This window comes from Clostridium sp. OM05-6BH (assembly GCF_003481635.1).
GTDB lineage: Bacteria > Bacillota > Clostridia > Lachnospirales > Lachnospiraceae > Butyribacter.
In genome coordinates, this window is sequence record NZ_QULH01000005.1 from 63,000 (window position 1) to 86,780 (window position 23,781).

21 protein-coding genes and 1 tRNA gene are annotated in these 23,781 nt (G+C 42.0%); 16 read left to right on the plus strand and 6 right to left on the minus strand.

Annotation, left to right across the window (positions count from 1 at the left end; all coding sequences use genetic code 11):
• Position 1 precedes the first annotated feature (1 nt).
• Positions 2–157 (plus strand): hypothetical protein, encoded by a 156-nt coding sequence (locus tag DXB73_RS14505; RefSeq protein ID WP_182448207.1) that lies wholly within the window; start codon positions 2–4, stop codon positions 155–157.
• A gap of 85 nt (positions 158–242) precedes the next feature.
• Positions 243–572: a cupin domain-containing protein gene (locus tag DXB73_RS06470; protein ID WP_182448206.1), complete on the plus strand. Its 330-nt coding sequence runs from the start codon at positions 243–245 to the stop codon at positions 570–572.
• 63 nt (positions 573–635) lie between these two features.
• Here the strand turns inward: DXB73_RS06470 and DXB73_RS06475 are convergent, their stop codons facing one another.
• The 4 genes from DXB73_RS06475 to DXB73_RS06490 all read right to left on the minus strand — a co-directional run bounded on the left by DXB73_RS06475 (position 636) and on the right by DXB73_RS06490 (position 4,628).
• Positions 636–1,397: a M15 family metallopeptidase gene (locus DXB73_RS06475; RefSeq protein WP_118690510.1), complete on the minus strand. Its 762-nt coding sequence runs from the start codon at positions 1,395–1,397 to the stop codon at positions 636–638.
• 135 nt (positions 1,398–1,532) lie between these two features.
• Positions 1,533–2,474, minus strand: coding sequence for a hypothetical protein (locus DXB73_RS06480; RefSeq protein ID WP_118690511.1), 942 nt, complete (start codon positions 2,472–2,474; stop codon positions 1,533–1,535).
• Positions 2,475–2,477: 3 nt separating this feature from the next.
• Positions 2,478–3,899: a HAMP domain-containing sensor histidine kinase gene (locus tag DXB73_RS06485; RefSeq protein WP_118690512.1), complete on the minus strand. Its 1,422-nt coding sequence runs from the start codon at positions 3,897–3,899 to the stop codon at positions 2,478–2,480.
• A gap of 60 nt (positions 3,900–3,959) precedes the next feature.
• Positions 3,960–4,628 carry a response regulator transcription factor gene (locus DXB73_RS06490; RefSeq protein ID WP_118690513.1) on the minus strand — a complete coding sequence of 223 codons (669 nt, stop codon included), beginning with the start codon at positions 4,626–4,628 and terminating at the stop codon, positions 3,960–3,962.
• A gap of 422 nt (positions 4,629–5,050) precedes the next feature.
• On the opposite strand from DXB73_RS06490, the gene DXB73_RS06495 reads away from it, so the two are divergent.
• From DXB73_RS06495 to DXB73_RS06515, 5 genes are all read left to right on the plus strand, one after another.
• Positions 5,051–5,551 (plus strand): RNA polymerase sigma factor, encoded by a 501-nt coding sequence (locus tag DXB73_RS06495; protein WP_118690514.1) that lies wholly within the window; start codon positions 5,051–5,053, stop codon positions 5,549–5,551.
• Positions 5,541–6,818: an anti-sigma factor C-terminal domain-containing protein gene (locus DXB73_RS06500; protein WP_118690515.1), complete on the plus strand. Its 1,278-nt coding sequence runs from the start codon at positions 5,541–5,543 to the stop codon at positions 6,816–6,818. The genes DXB73_RS06495 and DXB73_RS06500 overlap by 11 nt, the downstream gene beginning before the upstream one ends.
• A gap of 42 nt (positions 6,819–6,860) precedes the next feature.
• The gene (locus DXB73_RS06505; RefSeq protein ID WP_118690516.1) at positions 6,861–8,336 is read left to right on the plus strand and encodes a glycoside hydrolase family 32 protein; all 1,476 of its coding nucleotides are present in this window, start codon (positions 6,861–6,863) and stop codon (positions 8,334–8,336) included.
• A gap of 146 nt (positions 8,337–8,482) precedes the next feature.
• The gene (locus DXB73_RS06510; RefSeq protein ID WP_118690517.1) at positions 8,483–9,469 is read left to right on the plus strand and encodes a diaminopimelate dehydrogenase; all 987 of its coding nucleotides are present in this window, start codon (positions 8,483–8,485) and stop codon (positions 9,467–9,469) included.
• A gap of 240 nt (positions 9,470–9,709) precedes the next feature.
• Positions 9,710–9,791: transfer RNA gene (locus DXB73_RS06515), tRNA-Leu, on the plus strand.
• A gap of 347 nt (positions 9,792–10,138) precedes the next feature.
• On the opposite strand, the gene DXB73_RS06520 is transcribed toward DXB73_RS06515, so the two are convergent.
• The gene (locus DXB73_RS06520) at positions 10,139–11,116 is read right to left on the minus strand and encodes an FAD-dependent oxidoreductase (protein WP_182448205.1); all 978 of its coding nucleotides are present in this window, start codon (positions 11,114–11,116) and stop codon (positions 10,139–10,141) included.
• Positions 11,117–12,138: 1,022 nt separating this feature from the next.
• Between DXB73_RS06520 and DXB73_RS06530 the strand changes: the two genes are divergently transcribed.
• Together DXB73_RS06530 and DXB73_RS06535 are read left to right on the plus strand one after the other, a co-directional pair.
• A complete protein-coding gene (locus DXB73_RS06530) occupies positions 12,139–12,525 on the plus strand; it encodes a hypothetical protein (protein WP_118690519.1) in 387 nt (128 codons plus the stop codon).
• Between the two features lie 393 nt (positions 12,526–12,918).
• Entirely contained in the window at positions 12,919–14,373 is a 1,455-nt protein-coding gene (locus tag DXB73_RS06535) for a M14 family zinc carboxypeptidase (RefSeq protein WP_118690520.1), read from the plus strand.
• 274 nt (positions 14,374–14,647) lie between these two features.
• On the opposite strand, the gene DXB73_RS06540 is transcribed toward DXB73_RS06535, so the two are convergent.
• The gene (locus DXB73_RS06540; protein WP_118690521.1) at positions 14,648–16,198 is read right to left on the minus strand and encodes a response regulator; all 1,551 of its coding nucleotides are present in this window, start codon (positions 16,196–16,198) and stop codon (positions 14,648–14,650) included.
• A gap of 152 nt (positions 16,199–16,350) precedes the next feature.
• Here DXB73_RS06540 and DXB73_RS06545 point away from each other — a divergent pair, with 152 nt between their 5' ends.
• From DXB73_RS06545 to DXB73_RS06570, 7 genes are all read left to right on the plus strand, one after another.
• Complete coding sequence (locus tag DXB73_RS06545; protein WP_118690522.1) at positions 16,351–16,893, plus strand: nucleoside recognition domain-containing protein; 543 nt, start codon at positions 16,351–16,353, stop codon at positions 16,891–16,893.
• A gap of 151 nt (positions 16,894–17,044) precedes the next feature.
• On the plus strand, positions 17,045–17,215 hold the full coding sequence (locus tag DXB73_RS14510) for a DUF6472 family protein (protein WP_022025938.1): 171 nt from the start codon (positions 17,045–17,047) through the stop codon (positions 17,213–17,215).
• 18 nt (positions 17,216–17,233) lie between these two features.
• Positions 17,234–18,190 (plus strand): glycosyl hydrolase, encoded by a 957-nt coding sequence (locus tag DXB73_RS06550; RefSeq protein ID WP_118690523.1) that lies wholly within the window; start codon positions 17,234–17,236, stop codon positions 18,188–18,190.
• A gap of 83 nt (positions 18,191–18,273) precedes the next feature.
• On the plus strand, positions 18,274–19,185 hold the full coding sequence (gene nadA / locus DXB73_RS06555; RefSeq protein WP_118507744.1) for a quinolinate synthase NadA: 912 nt from the start codon (positions 18,274–18,276) through the stop codon (positions 19,183–19,185).
• Positions 19,186–19,224: 39 nt separating this feature from the next.
• The gene (gene mnmA, locus DXB73_RS06560; RefSeq protein ID WP_118690524.1) at positions 19,225–20,313 is read left to right on the plus strand and encodes a tRNA 2-thiouridine(34) synthase MnmA; all 1,089 of its coding nucleotides are present in this window, start codon (positions 19,225–19,227) and stop codon (positions 20,311–20,313) included.
• 696 nt (positions 20,314–21,009) lie between these two features.
• Positions 21,010–22,062: a [FeFe] hydrogenase H-cluster radical SAM maturase HydE gene (hydE, locus tag DXB73_RS06565; protein ID WP_118690525.1), complete on the plus strand. Its 1,053-nt coding sequence runs from the start codon at positions 21,010–21,012 to the stop codon at positions 22,060–22,062.
• Between the two features lie 337 nt (positions 22,063–22,399).
• Positions 22,400–23,707 (plus strand): O-acetylhomoserine aminocarboxypropyltransferase/cysteine synthase family protein, encoded by a 1,308-nt coding sequence (locus tag DXB73_RS06570; RefSeq protein ID WP_118690526.1) that lies wholly within the window; start codon positions 22,400–22,402, stop codon positions 23,705–23,707.
• The last annotated feature ends 74 nt before the right edge of the window (positions 23,708–23,781 follow it).

Here is a 23,781-nt window from a genome sequence, read left to right on the forward strand (position 1 = left end):
TATGAACATATGGTATATGCACCGAATAAGCATATTTGTATGGCTTCCCTTCCGGGAAGGAAAGATTGAAGGAAAAGTTGAGATTTTATATGAGGAACTTCATATGACTGTAGCGGAGATCGCGGAGAAATTAGTTATTTCAGAAGAGGAGGTGTAAAAAATTGTAGATGCCTCCAAGTAGTGTTTTATTAAAAATGTGGTTATAATAACGTAATAAAGAAAAAAGAATGGAGGAAAAAGCGATGAGTATGATCAAAAACATGGACAAGGCACAGGTAATGGTACTGAAAGAACAGGTGTCCTATCAGACAGGACAGGTAGTCAGCAAGACGCTTGCACAGAACGATGCGCTTAGTGTAACATTGTTTGCCTTTGATAAGGACGAAGAGATTAGTACCCATGAATCCGGTGGAGATGCGTTTGTAACCTGTTTGGATGGAGTTGGAGAAATTACGATTGATGGTGTGGAATATGAGCTGCACGAAGGAGAGTCGATCGTAATGCCCGCAAAACATCCACATGCGGTATACGGCAAAGAGCAGTTTAAGATGTTGTTAGTAGTGGTATTTTAGTATTGTCTCAAGAGGATGGCAAAGATTTAGACAAAATGCTCCCAAAAGATGGGAGCATTTTGTCTATTCCTGAAGATATTCTTCTAACGTAATTTTTTCACGCATGATCTTTTTGGCGGCTTTTTTGCCAACATAGCGAAAATGCCAAGACTCGTACATATAGCCGGTAACTTTTTCTTTATGCTTTGGATAACGGAGAATAAAGCCGTAATCGGCACAGTGTTTGCGCAGCCATTGATTTTCCGGGGTTTGTGCCTGCCCATTGTCAAGCTGCAGATGATCGGAAGCGGTGATATCCACGCACAGTCCGGTTTCGTGTTCGCTATAATCGGCAGGTGCAACACTTCGCAAAGCATCTTTTTTAGCGGAACGATAACTCATTCCGGCACGCTCATTTTTGCGGATTTCCTCGGAAAGGAGTATTGTTTGTTTTTGACGGGTACGATAACCGCTTACTACATTGATAGAATAATTAGGATTAGCGGCTTCACAGTCAAACCACATATCACGAAGATGCGGATATATCACTTTGGCAACCTGAATGCCATTTTTTAATGTTTTGAGTTGGACCGAGTAGTCCTTTGATAATGCATGATCTTTGTTCACTAAGATCAGAGTTTGCTTGTGGTTGAGATTTGTGTGGTATTTATGGCTGCGCGTGGCCTGCGGTTGATCTGTTCCCTGAAAATGATAAGCAGCGCCTTCCGTAGATCCGGCAGATGCGTGATCTTCCTTGATCACCAACAATATTCCTCCCCCTAAAATAGTAACCAGCACTAATAGTGCTGCAAATAATCCGATCAAATGACTTCTTTTATACCTCATCTTATAAATTCCTCCTTGCCTGATCCTGTTTTATATTCTTATTAAAACAAAAGATTGCATCCGATTTTGCAAGAAAAGGTATCTAAGTTGTATCATCACAAATTCGCAACGCAAGGGAGTTATCATCCCATCCCATTAACCATCGACCATCTGTGATGTACCATTAGAAGTCATAAAATCAGAATAAAAGTTACCGAAAGAGAATGTGAGATAATTCTCAATACCCGCATAGTTTTGAGAGGTTATGATGGTAACCGGGATATTGTATTTGTAAGATTTTATTGTAAAATAGTAGTGGGCTTCCTTATAGTCATCTTCACTGGAATACTGTGCGGAAACATCACGATTTATCGAAGCACCATAGTATTTTAGAAGACGCTTAGCGTAGCGGTCAATTTTTTCGGACAAAAGAGATTTTTTGCTTTCTCCCATAGGTGTTGCTTGATACCGCATTGGACTGTCGTTTCCTTGCAAAATGTGGGAGGCGGTCACGTGTCCCGTTAATGGGACTGCATTATACTGTGTCGAATCGGACTTTGTCAAAATCTCTTTTATAGGTATGTTTCCCATTGATACATAGTAGATTTTTTCCTGCTCTACATCAAAACGCAAAGAATAAGATTGCTTGTTAGATTCTTTCAAGAAAGAAAGTTCCCAAACACAGAAACTGTCCGTTTCTAAATAATTACGGATGGATAAATAAGTGGCGGATTGAAACATATTTTCCAGATCTTTCACCGTTAGATCGTCGGGAATAAGGTGAAAGGAGTAAAGTTTATGAAGTTGTTTTTGCAGTTTCTCAAAAAATGACTCATCATATTCTGTCAAAGTTTCTGCCTTTGCCGTTGTCAAAATTTCCGAGGCAGCGATCGTTTCGGATGAAAAAATAGCGAGACGCTCTTTGTAAGACAGATTGACTTTAGTGGGTGTAGTCTGAGTGGAATCGTGTGAAACCGTAATGGCATTGGTCGTTTTTTGGTCAGTCAGGTGATTCGTGATCTCAGGAATGATTTCTGCAGTAATAAAAAATGCAGCCACCAGTAAAAAGGTTAATACAATTCGTAACTGTTTTTTCATATGCTACTCCTTTCCGGTTTGCGGGATGGTAATAGTGATCGTTGTACCGATATGAAGTTCACTTTCGATATGCCACTGCGCATGATGAAGGCGCAGAATCTCATAACAAAGCGACATACCAAGCCCGGCTCCACCCTCTTTGCGGGAGCGGGATTTATCTACCATATAAAAAGGTTTTGTAATATTGTCGATTTCATCTGCGGGAATTCCCTTGCCGGTATCCTGTACGCTGATGCAGTAATAGTCATTGTCGGAATAACCAAGCACAGTGATCGTATCGCCAGACGAGGAAGCCTTTCTGGCGTTGTCGATCAGATTGATAAGCAGTGATAAGAGTAGATCTTTGTCGCCATATAGCGTTGCAGGAGCGAGATGCATTGATAACATCACGTCTTTGGCTGCAAGATTTTGTTTCATCATTGGAACGATTGCATCGGTAAGTTCTGACGATGAAACCGGTGCAAAGGTAAGCTCCTGCTGTTGCAAAACAAATAGATCTAACAGTTTGTATGACAAGGATTCCAAGCGTTTTCCCTGTGAAAAGATATAGTCTGCCGCCTGCCACTTTTCTTCCTGCGACAGATCCATCGTGCGTAATAACTCGGCATAGCCGATAATGGAAGTGAGCGGCGTTTTTAATTCGTGTGCAAACGCTGCCGTAAATGCTTCTTGATTTTTGGCGTGCATGGATATCTCATCAATTTTTTCCTGCAGACTATCAGCCATGCGATTAAAATCAGCCGCCAGAGTAGCAATTTCATCCTGTCCATGAACTTGGACACGACTATTCAGATCGCCATCTGCGAAACTGCGCGTGGAAGCCGAAAGGACACGCACGCGATATGTCAAAAAATATGACAAAGCCAGAGAAAGGATCATGCAGGACACCAATATGATAAACATGATATAGTGGTACATGCGAGTCATTTCCTGACGCTGCAAATAAATGTTATTGATATTTGTAACAGTTTCTACGTAATAACCTTTCAGATCGCTTGGTAATATCGTATAGCTTACGATACGTAAATAATACGTATCTTTACTTTTATATATTTTGCGTGCGGACTTGTTTTTCCCTGCTTTAGTAAAGAGAACATCGTTGTTCTGCGGTTTTCCGGAGGAGTAAACAACGTTTCGCCGGTCATCATATATTGTGAAAAAATCGGAATCCCCTCCAAAACTTACCGCAAAGGATGAACAGATCTCTTTCATGGCATTTTTGTGTTTAGTAAAATAATCCGCAGGCATAGAGCCGACAATATTGCCTAGAGACATGCGGACCATTTCGTTTTTGCTGTTGCCGGACTCAATCTCTCGATGATAGGAAGCTCGAAAGGACGCAGAAATCATCCAGGTTCCGCAAATACTAAAAGCAGTTGCGATCAAGATAAAAAAACTGATAAAAATTTTCCAATAAAATTTCATATTGTTTTATGCTCCCTCCATGTTGACATTAAACCGCTATCTGTCATTTTGATGATCGTTTTACACTTCCGCAATGTCAACTTCAAGTCGATACCCTACTTTATATACGGTTTTTATTTTATCTTCCCAGTGTAGTTTTTTGCGCAGCCGCTGTATATGGAGATCTACAGTGCGACCGTCACCCATATATTCATTCTGCCAAATGTTCTCATAAATAGTTTCACGATATAATGCGATATTTTTATTGCGCACTAAGAAGAGAAGCAGCTCAAACTCCTTGAGTGTCAGCATGATCTGCTTCCCTTGTTTGGTTACGGTACGTGATGGAACGTCGATGACAGTATCAAAAATCGTGATCCTCTCCTCACTTTTGTGATAACGTCTCAGAACGGTTTCTACACGTGCTAACAATTCCATCATTTCAAATGGTTTTGTAATGTAGTCATCCGCTCCTGCCCTCAAACCTTTCACTTTGTCATCTAACGTGCCCATCGCCGTAATAAAAATGACCGGCATTTCTGCCGTCTTGATATAGTCAAGCAATTCATAGCCGTCAATGCCCGGCAGCATGATATCCAGCAAAATGAGGTCGTAACTGTTTTCTGCAATCAGGTCTGCAGCAGTTTCGCCATCAAATGCCTGTTCACATATGTAACCGGTTTTGCAGAGACTCATACGAATCAGATTCGAAATAGCCTCTTCATCTTCTACAATCAATATTTTACTCATAGCTTTGTCCAATATCTGTCACGGTTATTATATACGGCCTGTCCCCTATCAGGCGTATTATGACCGGAAGTCCTCTCGTGTTTACACAGTTGTGTGTGAAAATTCTCATAACTTCAACACACGTTTACTATACCGACCATATGTATCTAAAATGTATCATAAATCTGACAAGTCATATGACCGGTGATTTCTTATTTGTTGTATTAGCATCTAGATAGCAGTATAACCTCTATAGGATTATACTGTCAAAAGGAAAGATGGCAAAGTCCCTTTCATAAATGATGAACACCCTAATCTTTTAAAAATAAAATTAGAAAATGGTGTAACATTTCGATGACTCATCTGTTATATTGGTAGATAGCACGAAAAATCGCCATCTGCAGCAACGTGCGAGATGAGGAAAGGAGGGGGAGCTTGACAAAGTGGATAAACAGCTTTTAGAAAAGTTGTACGATGCATATTATCAGGAAATATATTTGTATGTATATGCATTGTGCAAAAATCATGAGTGGGCAGCGGATCTGACGCAGGAAACATTTCTGAAAGCACTGCTTTCGCTGGATCAAAGTCATACCAACATGCGGGCATGGTTATATACGGTGGCGCGCAACCTGTATTATAATGAGGTGTCCAAAAACAGACGAGTCATGTATGTGGACGAGTATGAGAACGAAACGGAAGATAGGGCAAATATACCATTAGAAAATATTCTGTCGAAAGAAAGAAATCGCTTGTTGTATCATGCGATTGAGCATTTGCCGGAGCGGCAGCGAGAGATTGTTATGATGCAGTATTTTGGAGGCTTGGGACAAAAAGAAATTGCTAAGGTGCTTCACATGACACCGGAAAATGTAAGGGTGTCGGCACATCGTGCTAAGAAGCAGATGAAAAATTATATGGAGGGACAGGGTTATGAACTATAGGGAATTATTGCAAAAATATAAGGCAGGGGAATTGCCGGAAGAACAGCGCAAACAGGTACGCCAAGACATTGAGAAACAGGATGCGATCAGCGAGTATTTGTTTGATAATGAGGAGATGGAGTTTGAGGAACAGGTAGAACAGGACGGGGGTCAAACTACCGAAAGTACAGATGGAAGTGTGCCGAAAGACGGACAAAACGTCAATATTGTGGGTGCTGCAGTGCCAAAAGGCGGACAGGAGGCAGAGTTTACGAAGTTGATCAGGCGGGCAATACGCCGTACATTTATTAAGTATGGTGTTATTACCGGAGTGATCGTTATAGGAATTGTATGTTTCTTGGTGTTTGCACTTCCAAAGATCCAGGATGCCATGTATTATGATCCAAATAAAATTGTCGGCACAGAAGAGGGAAATAAAACCAATCAATTGTCCTTGGACATATCCGTGTATTCAGAGTTGTTTTTGCCGGAGAACTATCGCGATTCTGCGGCCGCAACAGGAAGCGGCTATGGCAATTATGACATCGTGATCAACCAGACGAGTTCTCACAATGGTATTTTTGAGTACGTGGGAGGAAGGATCACGAAAAATGATATGGTTTTGTATAATCCCAATATTGTACAAAAACCATTCTCAAATGTTTTTTATCCACCAAGCGAGATGACGACAGCCAGTGCGGCGACGCCGGAAGGGATTGCCGGAACGAAGAAAGAAGTATTTGATGAGCTGTCTAAGTTGGAGGATGAAAAAATGTACCATGCCTATGTCAGCTTGGATAAAGTATATTCATTTTCTGAATTCAAAGCATTGGCGGAAAAGAATGATCTTGAGCCGACCTGGTGCGCGATCAGTGTAAAAAATAAAGACCAAACGGAAAGCAAATATACAACGTACAATATAGGGAATATAGGATTTCGTATGTACACCAGTTGCAGCAGTCTTGCTTTTGACCAAAAAAAATATCCGCTGCTGACGGCATTTTCACTTGCTGAGCAGGAATCCGCCAAGAAAAATGTTTTGGAGGAAAAAGATGTTACCAAACACATGACAAGTATGTTACAATATTTGCAAGATAACGATGACATTGTGAAAATGATCGAGAACGATCAGGGCACTGGGAAAACGGATTATGCTTCAGTGATTGATAGTATTCAGAAAGATGGTTTGCATATTTATGGATATTACGTGGAAGATATCGGTAAGGAACTGAAGAAGTTAAAAGATATTGGCAATGTATCATATGTGTACACGACCGAAATGATATAATGAGCCTCAGTGCGCAATTATTAGAATATAAAGAGGTTGACTATGGAAAAAAGAGCACAGGGAATGTCATTACAGCAGAGAAAAGACGATTTGCCGGAGATATTGCGACGTTTTGAACAGGAAAATATGCAGAAAGTGGCAGCAGAGAAGTATCGCTGCCATTTCCATCTTATGGCACCGGTAGGATGGTTAAACGATCCTAATGGTCTGTCCTATTTTGGGGACAGGTATCATGTGTTTTTTCAATATTCTCCGTTTGCCGTGAATGGCGGAATGAAACTGTGGGGACATTATACAAGCAAGGATTTAGTGCAGTATAAATATGAGGGAGCACCATTTTTGCCGGATGAAACCTATGATAAAGATGGTGTATTTTCCGGTTCAGCCATTGTATGGAAGGACAAGATGTATTTGTTTTATACCGGAAATGTGGAGGAAGAGGGAGATCATGATTATATCCATTCCGGCCGTGGAGCGAATGTGATCCGCGTGATATCTGAGGATGGGGAACACTTCTCTGCCAAACAATGTATTTTGACGAATGCGGATTATCCGGCAGAATGTACGAATCAGGTTCGCGATCCAAAGTTGTTTCAGATGACTGACGGTACATTTCGAATGGTGTTAGGGGCATGGCTGCAGGATGATAAGGGAGCGGTGTTGCTTTATTCGTCAACAGATTTGGAGCATTTTAACTTTGAGCAGCTCTACACAACAGAAAAAGCTTTCGGATATATGTGGGAGTGCCCGGATATCTTTGCGTTGGATGGGCATCGCATTCTTGCAGTGTGCCCACAGGGGGTTCCTTCCGAGGCGGAGCAATATCAGAATATTTATCAGTCCGGGTATTTTATCGAAACAGAAGAGACCCGGACTGTGGACGCGTCATTTAAGGGAACAAAAGAGACCCGGACTGTGGACGCGTCATTTATAGAGTGGGACATGGGATTTGATTTTTATGCGCCACAGACATTCGAAACACCAGCTGGAAGAAGAATATTGATTGGCTGGGCGGGCGTCCCAGATGCAGAATATAGCAGCAATCCTACGAATGAAGGGTGGCAGCATAGTCTGACAGTGCCGCGCGAGCTTCGCTATCATAATGGGAAAATTTATCAATTACCTATCCGTGAATTGGGACAGCTAAGGAAAAAAGAAATTTTGCCGGAAAAGGAATCATATGTACTGGATAATGGTTGCGGAGAGCTGATCTTTGACGGAATCGCCGCTTCATCATCGGCTGCTATTTGTGTGCAGATCGGCACCGGATGCTCGTTATCCTATGAGAAAGGGCTTGTTACATTACAGTTTACTGATGATAGTGGTGCCGGGCGTGGTAAACGCGTGGCGAGGTGCGAGGCAGTTCATAAAATCCAGATTTTAATGGATGTTTCTATTTTAGAGATTTATATCAATGATGGTGAGATTGTGATGACCAGCCGTATCTTTTTTCCGGAGAAAGATGCAACGGTACGATTTTTGGGACAGGCTGAAATGATTCAGGCATGGCAGCTGTGATGATCGGATTTCTGCTCGGTTTTCAGCAGACGTGGGAGATTCCGCAGAGGAGATACGTTGAAAATTTGGGAGAGATGTATTACACTGGAAATGTGTGCGATAGTGCATACTTCGCAACATAAAATTATATAGAAATGGAGATTAATATGAGTATTCGAATTGGAATTTTAGGCTATGGTAATCTGGGACGTGGTGTAGAGTGTGCAATCCGTCAGAATGATGACATGGAGCTGGTTGCTGTTTTTACACGAAGAGACCCATCGCAGGTATCTATTTTGACCGATAGCGCAACTGTTTGTAAGGTTGATGAGATAACGGATTGGAAAGACAAAATTGACGTGATGATTTTGTGTGGTGGAAGTGCTACTGATCTGCCGGAGCAGACGCCGAAGTATGCACAGTATTTTAATGTGATTGACAGCTTTGATACACATGCGCGTATTCCAGAGCATTTCGCTGACGTGGACAAGACAGCAGCGGATAGCAAACATGTTGCTGTGATTTCAGTTGGCTGGGATCCGGGAATGTTTTCGCTGAATCGCTTGTATGGAAATGCAATTCTTACAGAGGGTAAAGACTATACGTTTTGGGGCAAGGGTGTCAGCCAGGGACATTCTGATGCGATTCGCCGTATTGATGGCGTTAAAGATGCAAAGCAGTATACGATCCCGGTAGAAAGTGCATTAGAGGCAGTTCGTGCCGGGGAAAATCCTGAGCTTACAACGAGACAGAAACATACCCGAGAGTGTTTTGTAGTATTAGAAGATGGTGCAGATGCTGCGAAAGTTGAGCAGGAGATTAAGACAATGCCGAACTATTTCGCAGATTATGATACAACAGTGCACTTTATTAGCGAGGAAGAATTAAAGAAAAATCATAGTGGTATTCCTCATGGCGGTTTTGTATTGCGCAGTGGTGTGACCGGCTGGAATAAAGAAAATAAGCATCTCATTGAGTATAGCTTAAAATTAGATTCCAATCCGGAATTTACATCTAGTGTACTTGTTGCTTATGCTAGAGCTGCTTATCGCATGGCAGAGCAGGGACAGTTTGGCTGCAAGACAGTATTTGATATTCCACCGGCATACTTAAGCAGTATGAGTGGGGAAGAATTACGTGCGAAAATGCTGTAATTGTATAACAGATGCGAGTTGTTGGATTAGATACGCCGTGATAGATTGGGACAAGACGAGTCACCAATTGAATTATGATTCGTCGTGATTCGATGAGTCGTAGATGGAAATGTGAATTGTGGGACTGTACCAGTTGCAATTTTATTTCAAATGTGATATTATCAGACTTGCGCTGTGAAAAAGCGGGCGCAGGTCTGTTTTGCAATGTGTTATTGTTAGGAAACAGAGCAAAATTAATATGCGGATATGGCGGAATTGGCAGACGCGCTAGATTTAGGTTCTAGTGTCAACAGACGTGCAGGTTCAACTCCTGTTATCCGCACGATATAAAAAGAGCTCTTGGGACATACAGTCCCAAGGGCTCTTTTTCGTCGCGCAGACGGAGAGTGGAACCAGAGGTTCCATCTCCGCTCCGCTCCGGTCGGTGCTTAACAGACGTCCGCAGGACGTCTAGCACCCTGTTATCCGCATTACTAAAACAAGTTTCATGGAAGAATGATTCCATGAGACTTGTTTTTTATATTCTAGAAGACTGTTTACCTCATTTGATATAAAAATCTACCCTGCGAGCCCGAAACGCTGGGGCAGGGTAGAGAAATCAAGACAAAGATAGTTGAGAAATCTACCCTGCGGGCCCGAAATGTCGGAGCAGGGTAGATGTATAACATTTTAGATCCTTGCAGTAAGATATTTTTCGGCACTGATTGCTGCATTGGCGCCATCTGCCGCGGCTGTTATAATCTGTCGATTTTCTTTGCTGCGTACATCGCCTGCTGCAAAAAAATTGTCCAGGGATGTGCGTCCGTTTTCGTCAGCAACAATATATCCCTGTTCGTTTAATGGTACAATGCCTTGCAGTATATCTGTTGCGGGCTGTCTGCCAACGGCAACAAAAACGCCAGATACCGGAATATCAGATGTTTTAGAAAGTGTCTCGTTCGGAATATCAGATGTTTTGTGAAGTGTCTCGTTTGGAATAATAGAATTATTTGTTTCGACCTGCACAGCGAATACCCCCATTGCCTCTTCACCGATGATCTTTGTTACTTTTGCAGGGGTGATAATGTGGACATTTTTTTTGCTTTTCAAGTTGGTCAGCGATTCTGTATTTGCACGGAATGAGTTTTGGCGATGAATTAAATAGACTTTGTGACAGAGATCGGATAAATATAATGCGTCGCCGACTGCTGTGTTGCCACCACCAATTACCGCCACATCTTTTCCTTTATAAAAAGTGCCATCACAGGTGGCACAGTACGAAACGCCTTTTCCGATAAGAGCTTCCTCGCCAAAAACATTTAAATGGCGATGGGAGGCACCTGCCGCATAGATCACGGTTTTACTTTGGATGCAGGATCCATCTTTGGAATATATTTTCCAGCATGCATCAGTTCGTTCTAACTTTATTGCTTCGCTTTCCTGAAATCTTACGCCGCATGCTTCTGCGTGTGTACGAAATTGCATTCCCAGTTCGAAACCGCGTATGGACGAAAATCCTAAATAATTATTAATGCAGTCAGCTTCTGCAATCTGTCCAACTCCGTGAGAAATTTTTTCGATAACAAGAATGTCTAAACCGGACCGCGAACCGTATATGGCTGCAGATAGCCCCGCCGGACCACTGCCAATAATTACTATATCTAACATAATTTGCCTCTCTATCACTTTCTTATATATTTTGCACAAAAAAGCCTTTATTTTAGCCATCTGTACAATGGTTAATTAAGTTACAAACAATAATAAACTCCTTACATAATCAATGTTTTGTCGAAATTATGAGCTTCTTTATTTTGCATAAGAATAGCGCAAACAAAACGGAATTTCCAAAACCGGTATTTTTCAAGATTCCCATAATCTCAAGAATAGTATTTCAAATCAAAATTAATTTATTCAAACCTCCCATACCTCATTATCTCACACGACCACATATTGCTTATTATGTCAAAAAACTAATAGCTATTTTGCAGCCAACAAGGTAAATTATCCTGCCATCAAAAAAACTAAAGCAATTACTGCAGAACGCAGAGTTTTCATGTGATTTCCTATTTTGTTAAGTCTCTGATGAATACATGCCTGAAGGATTGTCTGAGATGTCCCGGTTTAGCAAGGTATCATCCATTTTTGGACGGGACGCTTTCGCTACGATGCGCTACGTCACGTTACTTAATGTCTCTGAAATACGAGACATAAGTAACGACGAGCGCAAAGTCCCTTTCAAAAATGATGAATACCTTGCTTCCGGGACTTCGAGTTTCCGAAAGGCATGTAAATCAACGATCAGAGACAACAAAATTTAGAAATCACCGTGAAAAAGAGCAAAACCAGCGTTTTGCTCTACAAGAATTGCTAAAGCAATTCTTGGCGATGTCACGCTACATAACAGCAATTTCCTATCAACTGAAAACTAATTGCGGCAAAGCAATTGCTATAGTTTCTTGATGGCAGGATTCACTATATAGCGGCTGCAAAATATAATTAGACCATCGACATAATAAGCAATATGTGGTTCTTACAGTAACTTCCGATATGGGAAGTTTTAGCAATTTATACGCTGAGTGATCCATGGTTGATATTTGTTACTATAACAGCAGATTTTGAAAAGAAGAATGACAGGGGCTTGTTACACTAGAACTGTACTTATAATTTTTGTTTAGAAATGGAGGATAACAATGAAAAGAAAAATTATGTCAATGGGAGTAGCATTATCAATTTGCATGCGTGCATTATTTGGGACAGGATGTAGCAATCCGGATGTGAATAATGCGATCAATGGGGCGGCTTCGTATACGTCAACACAGGGAGAAGTATACAATTTTGCGACCAAGTTGGTAAAGGAACAATTGGATGCACCATCTACGGCAATTTTCCCAACATTTGAGAGTTCGTATGTAACGAAGATGGACGGGGATGATGAATTTGATGAGTGCTATAAAGTGCAATCTTCTGTAGAATGTGAAAATGCTCTTGGTGGACGTGGAACAATGAATTTCACAGTTCTTGTGGAAATCAAGAAATCCGAAGGGAAAATGTACGGACAGGTGAGAGAATTAAACTAAAGTGGATGTTGATCAGGCTGGGAGTAGTTAAATCTCTACCCTGCCAGCCGAAAACGTGAAGCCAGAGCAGAGAAATCAGGATCTGGCCAGCCGAAATCTCTACCCTGCCAGCCAAAAACGTAGAGCCGGGGCAGAGAAATCAGGATCTGGCCAGCCGAAATCTCTACCCTGCCAGCTAGAAAAATCGCATCAGGATAGAGAAATTAAGTGTTAGTCGGTCATTACATTTTAATACATTTGTGCTACAATATAATCTGAGCAACAATTAGGAAAGAAAAGACAGCATATGAGGAAAGGAACGCAACAATAAAAAGAATCAGATGGAATAAAGCACTATGTATACTCCTGTGTGCCACATTGGTATGTAGTGAGGGGGTTACCGGACAGGCGGCGGTGAGTAAAAACTCACAATGTACAGTGCCAACGAAAGCATTTGTCAAGGCATCAGCGGACACCGAAGAACCATCTGCTGATTCGACAGAGACACCGGCGGCAACAAGAGAGCCATCTTCGGAGCCGGTAGAGACGTCAATACCAACCGTGGAGCCGATAGAGACGCCAATACCAACCGTGGAGCCGGAACCAACAGAGACGCCAATACCAACACTGGAGCCAGAACCGACAGAAACTCCTGCAGTTCCGATAGAACGGCCGGGAAAGGTCAGCAACATTAAGATCTGTTACGGGAAAAACAATAGCCGTCTCGTGATCACTTGGAATGAAGCGAAAAATGTAGAAAAGTATTTGATATATCGTCAGATGAACAACAAGGCGTTCCGGTATGTAGGTACGACGAAGAATTGCCGTTTTGACGACAAGCGAATTAAAGCAAATAAGAAATACAGATATAAAATTGTTTCTTATCAGTCAGAAGCGATCAATAAAGAAAATAGTAAGCTCAGCAGGTGGTTTTCTACCAAAACGATTGTCAACACAAAACATCAGCGCTACAGCTATAGCGAGATGAGTCGGGATATTCATCAGCTCAAAGCCGCCTATGGTGATCGTGTACATTATCAAGTGATTGGAAAATCGGTCGACGGAAGGAATTTATATGATGTGATCATCGGCAATCCGAATGCCAAGAAAACCTTGCTTGTTGTATCGAATCTTCATGCACGAGAATATATGACGGCACAGCTTTGCATGGCACAGATTGAATATTATCTTAAAAATTATTACCGTTCTATTTCGGGAACAGTACCCGTCAATGTTTTTGAAAAAATTGCCGTTCATTATGTACCAATGGCAAATCCAGATGGTGTAACGATATCACAATATGGAATTAGAGCGATACATAAGGCATCCTTGCGTAAAACCCTGCGAAAAATGCCGGGGGCAAACCGTCATCGGTTATGGAAAGCAAATGCCAGAGGCGTTGATTTGAATCGTAACTATCCGGTATCCTATCGTGCAAGATATCAGAAACGTGGAAGTGAGGGATACACCGGCACTCATGCAGCAAGTGAACCAGAGACAAAGGCAATCCTATCTTTGCTTCGTAAAATCAGGAAGACATCGAAGTTAAAGGGTGTGGTAAATTATCATGCAATGGGTTCGATCGCATTTGGCGGCTGTTCAAAACGGGGGAACGTCAGAAAGGTGACCACTGCGATGTATCGTCGCGCTGTCGCATTGACGCGATACGGTTCTTCAGCAGGATATAATACCGGCAAGCCGAGTATAGGAAACTTTCGGGAATATGTGGTGTATAAGAAGAAAATACCTTCGATTACATTAGAAATTGGAGTGCGTGGCTGTCCGTTACCAAGCAGTCAGTTCCCTTCTGTTTGGCGAAGAAATTATCGTTTGGTATTAGAGGAAGCCAAACTACTTCGTTCAAAATAACCAGAACACTTGAGTTTTCGAGGATAAGAAGAATAAACAGAAGAAACGCCTGTTCCGGCAATGCTGGTTCAGGCGTTCTTTGTTTATGGAATGGGAAATTGCTGTTATGTAGTGTGACATCATCGCAAAGCGCTGGCTTTGCTTTTTTGGTTGATAGGAAATTGTTGTTATGTAGTGTAACATCATCGCAAAGTGCTGGCTTTGCTTTTTTTGTTGATAGGAAATTGCTGTTATGTAGTGTGATATCATCGCAAAGTGCTGGCTTTGCTTTTGTTTATTTATTCTTCTTGCGGAATTCTGCCGGACTTTCTTTTACATACTTCTTAAATTTTGTATGGAAATAATCCACGTTGCGATATCCGACTTTCTCAGCAATCTCATACACTTTAAGTTCGGTGTTGATCAAGAGATCTTTGGAATGATTTATGCGTACTTTGTCGATAAATACATTAAACCCTTCGCCGACCTTTTTGTTGAAAATCTTGCCGAGATAAGAACTATTGTACCCAAACAATGGAGCGATATTTTCCAGTTTAATATTGTCCATATAATTATGCTCGATGTAATGAATAATATCATCCATTACACTATCACTTGACGGATTGCCAATAGCACGCATGATCAATTCAAATTGTTCCGTAAAATACAAAATAATCTCATACAAATAATACCGACTTCCGACAAAGGCGATAATGTCGCCATTGCCAGGAAATGGAATATCTGCATTGTGATAGAGATGCGACAGCTTTTCCTTGATCGTCAGATACAGATCGGTCAAAAATAATTTAATCTCTTGAATATCTTCAGCAGAGTTGTATAAATTATTTTCGAGATCGTGCAGCGTTTCAGCAACCTGATTACGCTTTGCGGCCTGAATATATCCGATCAATTGCTTACAGTAATTTTGCAAAACATCTTGGTTGATCTCAAAAGGTTTACGAGATTCCAACTGTGGCAATTGTTTGTAGCCGATCGTGTGCTGCTTATGTTCGCAGAAAAAGCGGCGCTGTAGTAATCGAAGTGCTTCTTCATAGGAAGTGTGAATGTCCTTTGGAGAAGTGACAGTGCGTCCATAGGTGATAAAAAGGGAGTCGAGTGGCGAGTTAGTCTGTGGCTTCTGCTCGCGTTCATAACGCTCCAAAAAATCTTGGAACTTTTGTAATATGAAAGTTCCCTTTAATAACAGGACTTCATTGCCATCAATCGTGATCGCTTCATAGGAATTGTTATCTTCATTCGTAACCATAAGCAGATCTGAAAAACGATAGGTGATCCGCTCTGCATTGTGGCTGTATTTTTCATATATGATCACCTGATAGCAATCTGCTTTTGGATAGTAATCAAAGTCATCAGGTGCAGTCGGGATATCCTGACCGGTCAAAATATCATGCAAGATCATATCGTGTGCCTTGCGTTTGTATTCCAAGAACATTTCTTGCTGATGTTTACTTGTATCAAGCTGCAGTGCAATATTTTTGACGGTTTCCAATAAAGCATCTTCATCAATCGGTTTTGTTAAATAATAATCTACGCCATAGTGAATAGCTGCCTGCGTATATTCAAAATCCGTAAATCCGCTTAAAATGATGAATTTACCGGTAAAACCCTGTTCTTTCGCACGCCGCACGATTTCAGTGCCAAGAATCTGTGGCATTCGAATGTCTAACAAGACCAAATCCGGATTATTTTTTATAATAAAATCCAAAGCATCGGCGCCATTTGCGGCTTCGCCAATAATTTGAAATCCTAGTTCTTCCCAATCCAATATACAACGTAAACCTTGACGGATAATTAATTCGTCATCTGCAATAAAAGTGGTATACATACTTCACAAATCCCCATTTCCGTATACTATAGGCAGCTATTTCTAACTGCTGTTCTATCTATATAAGTGTTTTCATAATATAAAATGAAAACAGGATCTCTTGTATTATACTGAATTTTGTGTTGATTGGCAAATTCAGATGGAGGAGAAGAGTGATCATTCAATATATTTCCAATTTGACGATACCGCTATTACTATTTTATGTATTGGGATATGGGTTGTTTTGCAAGGTGGATATTTTCGATGCCTTTGTCGATGGTGTCAAAGATGGTTTCCGTGTTGTGGCCGGGGTACTGCCTACGTTGATCGGGTTGATGATCGCTATTGGAATACTGCGCGCATCGGGAATCTTAGAGGGGATTGCATCGGTTGCAGCACCATGGACGGAAAAAGTGTTTTTACCGGCAGCATTATTGCCGCTTTCGCTGATCAAAATGATCTCGTCCTCCGCAGCAACCGGACTTTTGCTAGACATTTATAAAGAATTTGGAACGGACTCGACCGAGGGTTTTATGGCATCATTATTTATGTGCTGCTCGGAAACGATTTTTTATACAATATCGGTATATTTTATGGCAACCGGGGATAAAGACCATAAACCGGTCACCGGAATGCGGTGGACATTGGCAGGAGCACTGCTTTGCACGGTTGCCGGGATGGCAGCAAGTATCGTACTTACTCGCATTTTGCTGTAGCAATTCTTGCAGAGCAAAATGCTGGTTTTGCACTTTTTGGATAACAGAAAATTGCTGTTGTGTAGCGTGACATCACCAAGAATTGTTCTTTTTGTCCTAATGCCGATTTTATGTTATACTTATGCGCAAATAGAAAGAAGGGACGTAGAACATGGAATGTGATACTTGCGCTAACTTTATGTACGACGAGGAGTTGGAAGAATATATATGCGATGTTAATATGGATGAAGATGATCTGGTACGTTTTTTGTCGGACAAGCGTGCGAAATGCCCCTATTACCGCAATGGAGATGAATATCAAGTTGTCCGCAAGCAAATGTAAGAAAGGTCGGTGTGAACTATGGAAACAGCATTATTAGATACCATTCCGGTGAATTCGAATGCAACACCGGAGGCACGTGAATTATTACAATATCTTGCTCGCTGCAGTGGGACAAGCATTTTGACCGGGCAGCATACACAAACCAATCCGATGGAGGAATATCAGTATATCCATGAGGTTACAGGGCATTATCCTAAAGTCGTTGGGTTTGAGATGTTGTCGTATTCGGGAAATATTAATTGGGAAGATGCTTCGGAAGCATGCCTGACGGAGGTTCGGGAGAATCAGCATACGATGGAGACGGCACTTGCGCTTGCCACACAAAAAGACGTGATCCTCACGATCTGCTTTCACTGGTTTTCACCGATGGGAGGCAGAGACAAAGCGTTTTATACAGAGCATACGGACTTTGATCCGACGAAGATTTTGCAGGAAGGCTCTGCCGAGGAGGCAGCGTTTTATCGTGACCTAAAGAGCATTGGTGAAGAACTGCGGAAGTTTGCGGAGGCAGGAATCCCGATCTTGTGGCGTCCGTTTCATGAAGTAGAAGGCACTTGGTTCTGGTGGGGATCCAAAGGCGGCGAAGTAGCAGCAAAGTTATATCGCAAAATGTATCATTATTTTGTGGATGAACTCGCTTTGAACAACCTTTTGTGGGTGTGGAGTGCACCGACGAAAGAGGCGTATCCGGGAGATGAGTATGTAGATGTGATAGGATGGGATATTTATCTGCCGGAGAAAAAAGCAACGGATTACTCCTCTTATTATGAAGAACTTCGCGCGAACACGACAACACATAAAGTGGCCGCGCTGACAGAAGTGGGATACGATCCGGATGTTGCTTTGCTGGCAAGATCACATGTACCGTGGGCGTATTATATGACTTGGTCCAAAGAATTTTGCTTAGGCGAGCAGTATAATACGAAGGAAGAGCTGCGAGCACTTTACGGCAGCGAGTATGCCATTAAGAACTGATGGCAATTTCATAAAAACACATTGAGAATATTTCGCAAGTATGCTAGACTAATCAGCGTATATTGTACATTTGAAAGGAAGGTATGGTAATTACGATGAGAGAACGCATTGAGCAACTGAAGAAAGAAAAAGATATTGTGATTTTGGCACATTATTATGTAGATGGAGAGGTTCAGGAGATTGCAGACTTAGTCGGTGATTCCTACTTTCTAGCTAAGAAAGCCACAGAAGTGAGCCAGCAAAACATTTTATTTTGCGGTGTCTCTTTTATGGGAGAGAGTGCTAAGATCTTAAATCCGGGTAAGCGTGTCATTATGGCGGATGAGTTTGCAGATTGTCCAATGGCGCATATGGTGGACATTGCCAAAATCCAGCAGGTGCGTGAACAGTATCCGGATGTGGCAGTTGTCTGTTATGTCAATTCGACGGCAGAGATCAAGGCATATTCGGACGTATGTGTAACATCCTCTAATGCACTTCGCGTAGTGCAGTCTCTTCCTAATAAACATATATTCTTTATCCCGGATAACAATTTGGGCCGTTACATTTCGACATTAGTGCCGGAAAAAGAATTTATTTTTAACGATGGTTTTTGCCATGTGCATACGAGTATCCATCGTGAAAATGTGGAAGAAGCCAAAAAACTGCATCCAAATGCACCGGTTCTGACACATCCGGAGTGTACGGCAGATGTGCTGGAAATCTCAGACTTTATCGGTAGTACCTCTGAGATATTAGACTATGCGACGAAATCAGATGCCAAAGAATTTATTATTTGTACGGAGATGGGAATTTTCTTTGAGTTAGAGCAGAAAAACCCGGATAAACGTTTTTATTCTGTCGGACATCGCCAGTTTTGTCCAAATATGAAGAAAATCACATTAGAGAAAGTGGTTCGTGCAATGGAAGAGATGGAACCGGAAGTGACTATGGATGAGGAACTTCGTGTAAAAGCGAATGCACCACTTGTCAAAATGTTGGAACTTGCTAAATAGTATAACGCAGCAGGAATAAGCGTTAAGTGAGGAATTAAGTTGAAAGAGACAGTTGTAGTAGGAATGTCAGGCGGGGTCGATTCGTCGGTAGCCGCCTATTTATTAAAAGAACAGGGTTACAACGTGATTGGTGTGACAATGCAGATATGGCAGGATGAGGATGTCTGTACATTAGAACATGAGGGCGGATGCTGCGGATTGAGTGCGGTTGATGATGCCAGACGCGTTGCAGATGTGCTGGAGATTCCTTATTATGTCATGAACTTTAAGCAGGAATTTCAAACCAACGTGATCGATTATTTTGTGCGTGAATATCAGGCAGGACGTACACCGAACCCCTGTATTGCATGTAACCGCTATGTGAAGTGGGAGTCGTTATTGCAGCGAAGTATAGAGATCGGAGCAGATTATATCGCGACAGGACATTACGCACGTATCAAGCAGTTACCGAATGGACGCTATGCGATCGCTAATTCGGTGACAGCGCGCAAAGATCAGACCTATGCGTTATACAACCTGACGCAGGAACAGCTTCGCAGAACACTGATGCCGGTCGGTGAATATGAAAAAGAACGGGTGCGTCAGATCGCAGAGGAAGTGGGGCTGCCAGTAGCTCACAAGCCGGATAGCATGGAAATATGTTTTGTACCGGATGGTGATTATGCTTCCTATATCGAGCAGGCAACAGGGAAACCATCGGTTCCCGGTAACTTTGTGGATGTAGGTGGACATATTTTGGGACAGCATAAAGGAATTATTCATTATACAGTAGGACAACGCAAGGGGTTGGGACTCGCACTCGGATATCCTGCCTTTGTAGTGCAGATTCGTCCAGAGACAAATGAAGTTGTGATCGGCAGCTTGGAACATAATTTGTCGCATCACGTATACGCACGTGAAATGAATTTTATGGGCGAGGAAATGTTTGACGAAAATGCAGTGTATCAGGGAAAGATTCGCTATAACCATGCCGGAGCAGCATGCCATATTGTGCGTAGGGCTGATGATCTTTACGAATGTATTTTTGAGGAGCCGCAGCGTGGAGTAACGCCGGGACAGGCACTTGTCCTTTATCGGGATGGTATTGTAGCCGGTGGCGGTACGATCTGCAGACCGGAGACAGAGTGAGCATTGCAGTACGCAGTGATGTGATCTGCAGAATAAAAGCAGAATAGAACTTTGTGATAGGATGGAACAGTGCGGCGGGGCTGCAGTGTTCCATGTTTGCTTTATAATTATATATTCAAACTTTGCACATCAAAAGCTGCTGTCGGGTCACATATTGCTTATTATGTCAGCAATAACTATGATATTTTGCAGCCGACAAACTAACTTATTCTGCCGTCAGAGAACTAAGATAATTGCCGCAGAACGCTGAGTTTTTACGTGATTTCTTATTTTGTTAAGTCTCTGATGAATACATGCCTGAAGGAGTGTCTGAGATGTCCCGGTTTAGCAAGGTATCATCCATTTTTGACGGGACGCTTTCGCTACGATGCGCTACGTCACGTTACTTAATGTCTCTGAAGTACGAGACATAAGTAACGACGAGCGCAAAGTCCCTTTCAAAAATGATGAATACCTTGCTTCCGGGACGGTTAAGTTTACGTAAGGCATGTAAATCAATCATCAGAGACAACAAAATCTAGAAATCACTAAAAACGAAAATGCGGCAAGGCAATTACTATAGTTCTCTGACGGCAGAAATCACTATGTAGTGGCTGCAAAATACTTAGTATTCTTTGACATAATAAGCAATATGTGACAGCATGACAATTTTTGATGTGCAAAGTTTGGGTTATTTATATAGAAGAAAGGATTCATATGAATACAATAGAATTGATCGATCGTTTGGAGCAGGAAAAGTCCTTGCAAAAAGAGGAGTGGATCACTCTGGTTGAGAGTGCAAGTGAAGAAAACCGTGAATATGCGGCGCATAAGGCGCGGACACTCGCAGACCGATATTATGGGAAAGAAATATTTGTACGTGGTTTGATCGAATTTACAAATTATTGTAAAAACGATTGTTATTATTGCGGCATTCGATGCAGCAACAAAAAGGCGAATCGCTATCGTTTATCTGAGGAAGATATTTTAGCGTGCTGCGCAGAGGGAGATCGCCTGGGCTTTCGGACGTTTGTGCTGCAAGGCGGAGAAGATCCATATTACACAGATGACAAGATTGTGGATATTGTCCGGGAAATTAAACGGCGCTACCCGGAGCATGCGGTCACTTTGTCGATTGGAGAGCGGGAACGGGAAAGCTATGAGCGTTTTTTTGCGGCGGGAGCAGACCGTTATCTATTGCGTCATGAAACTGCCAATGATACGCATTATCGTAAATTGCATCCGGAGAGCATGTCGTTATCGCATCGAAAACAGTGTCTTCGTGATCTAAAGGAAATTGGCTATCAGACGGGGTGCGGATTTATGGTAGGCAGTCCCGGACAGACAGCGGCAGATCTGGCAGAAGATTTCTTGTTTATCCATGAACTACATCCGGAGATGATAGGGATCGGCCCGTTTATACCGCATCAAGACACGCCGTTTGCGAATGAAACACAGGGAACTTTGGAACAGACATTATATTTGCTCAGTTTGCTGCGTATTATGCAGCCAGATGTATTGCTTCCAGCGACAACAGCGTTGGCGACCATTCATCCACGGGGACGTGAACTTGGTATTTTGGCAGGAGCTAATGTTCTTATGCCAAATTTGTCTCCGGTGGCAGTGCGTGCAAAGTATTCCTTATATGATGGAAAAGTATGCACCGGAGACGAGGCAGCCGAATGCCGTAATTGTTTGGAGCGGCGTGTAGAAAGCGTTGGGTATCATACAGTCGTTGCGCGGGGCGATAATATCTCCATACTGCGGTAGCAGTATGGAGATATGGCAACTTTGTGCCGTAGGCACAAAGTTTGCGAGTGGGAGAATAAATGAATGATAACTGCGGTAGCAGTATGGAGATATGGCAACTTTGTGCCGTAGGCACAAAGTTTGCGAGTGGGAGAATAAATGGATGATAACTGCGGTAGCAGTATGGAGATATTGCGCCCTAATCTTTGAAAAAATAAAAAAAGTATATAAACCCTATTGACATACTAGGAATATAGTAGTATACTCAGTTCATCACTTGAAACAGACAGTGCAAGACGCCTCATATTATGCGGTGTCAGAGAACATGTGAAATTAGTACAGAAAAGGAGTTTGAAATATGGCAAAGTTAAAGAGAGAAGACAGAAATTTGAAGTTTGAGACATTACAGTTGCATGTTGGTCAGGAGCAGGCTGACCCGGTTACGGATGCAAGAGCCGTACCGATTTATCAGACATCTTCCTATGTATTTCACAATAGTGATCATGCAGAGGCTCGTTTTGGCCTGAGTGATGCAGGTAACATTTATGGACGTTTAACAAATCCGACAGCAGATATTTTTGAGCAGAGAATTGCAGCACTGGAAGGTGGTGTCGCAGCACTTGCAGTAGCATCCGGTGCAGCAGCAATTTCTTATACATTGAAGACATTGGCGCAGAATGGTGACCACATTGTATCAGCAAGTAATATTTATGGTGGTACATACAATTATCTGGAACATACACTTCCTCAGGATGGCGTGCAGACTACATTTGTAGATATTGCAAATTTTGATGAGGTTGAGGCAGCAATTCAGGACAACACCAAAGCGGTTTTCATTGAGACATTAGGAAATCCAAATTCAGATGTTGTTGATATTGAGGGCATTGCAAAGATTGCACATGCACACAAGATTCCACTTGTCATTGATAATACATTTGGAACACCATATCTGATCCGTCCGATTGAGTATGGTGCAGACATTGTTGTACATTCTGCAACAAAATTTATTGGTGGACATGGAACTACGATTGGTGGTGTCATTGTTGATAGCGGTAAGTTTGACTGGGAAGCATCCGGCAAATTTGCATCTTTGACAGAGCCAAACCCAAGTTACCATGGAATCAGCTTTACAAAAGCAGTTGGCTCGGCAGCATTTGTTACAAAAATCCGTGCTATCTTGCTTCGTGATACAGGCGCAACACTTTCCCCATTTCATGCATTCATTTTCCTACAGGGATTAGAGACATTATCTCTTCGTGTTGAGCGTCACGTGGAAAATGCATTGAAAGTTGTGGAATATTTGAACAATCATCCACAGGTAGAGCGCGTACATCATCCATCTGTAACGGATGATCCGGAGCAGCAGAGATTATACAAGAAGTACTTCCCGAATGGTGGCGGTTCCATTTTCACCTTCGAGATTAAGGGTGATGATCGCACAGCGAAAGACTTTATTGATAACTTGGAGATTTTCTCTTTGCTGGCAAATGTAGCAGACGTGAAGTCCTTAGTAATTCATCCGGCAAGTACTACACATTCACAGATGACGGTAGAGGAGTTGGAGGAAGTAGGTATTTATAAAAATACGATTCGTCTTTCTATCGGTACCGAGCATATTGATGATATCATTCAGGATTTGGATGAGGCGTTTAAGGCTGTAAAATGATAGTAAATATACCGCATAATAAGTATTATGGGACATCGTAACATAAATGGGTATGGGAAGTTTGAGTAAGCAAT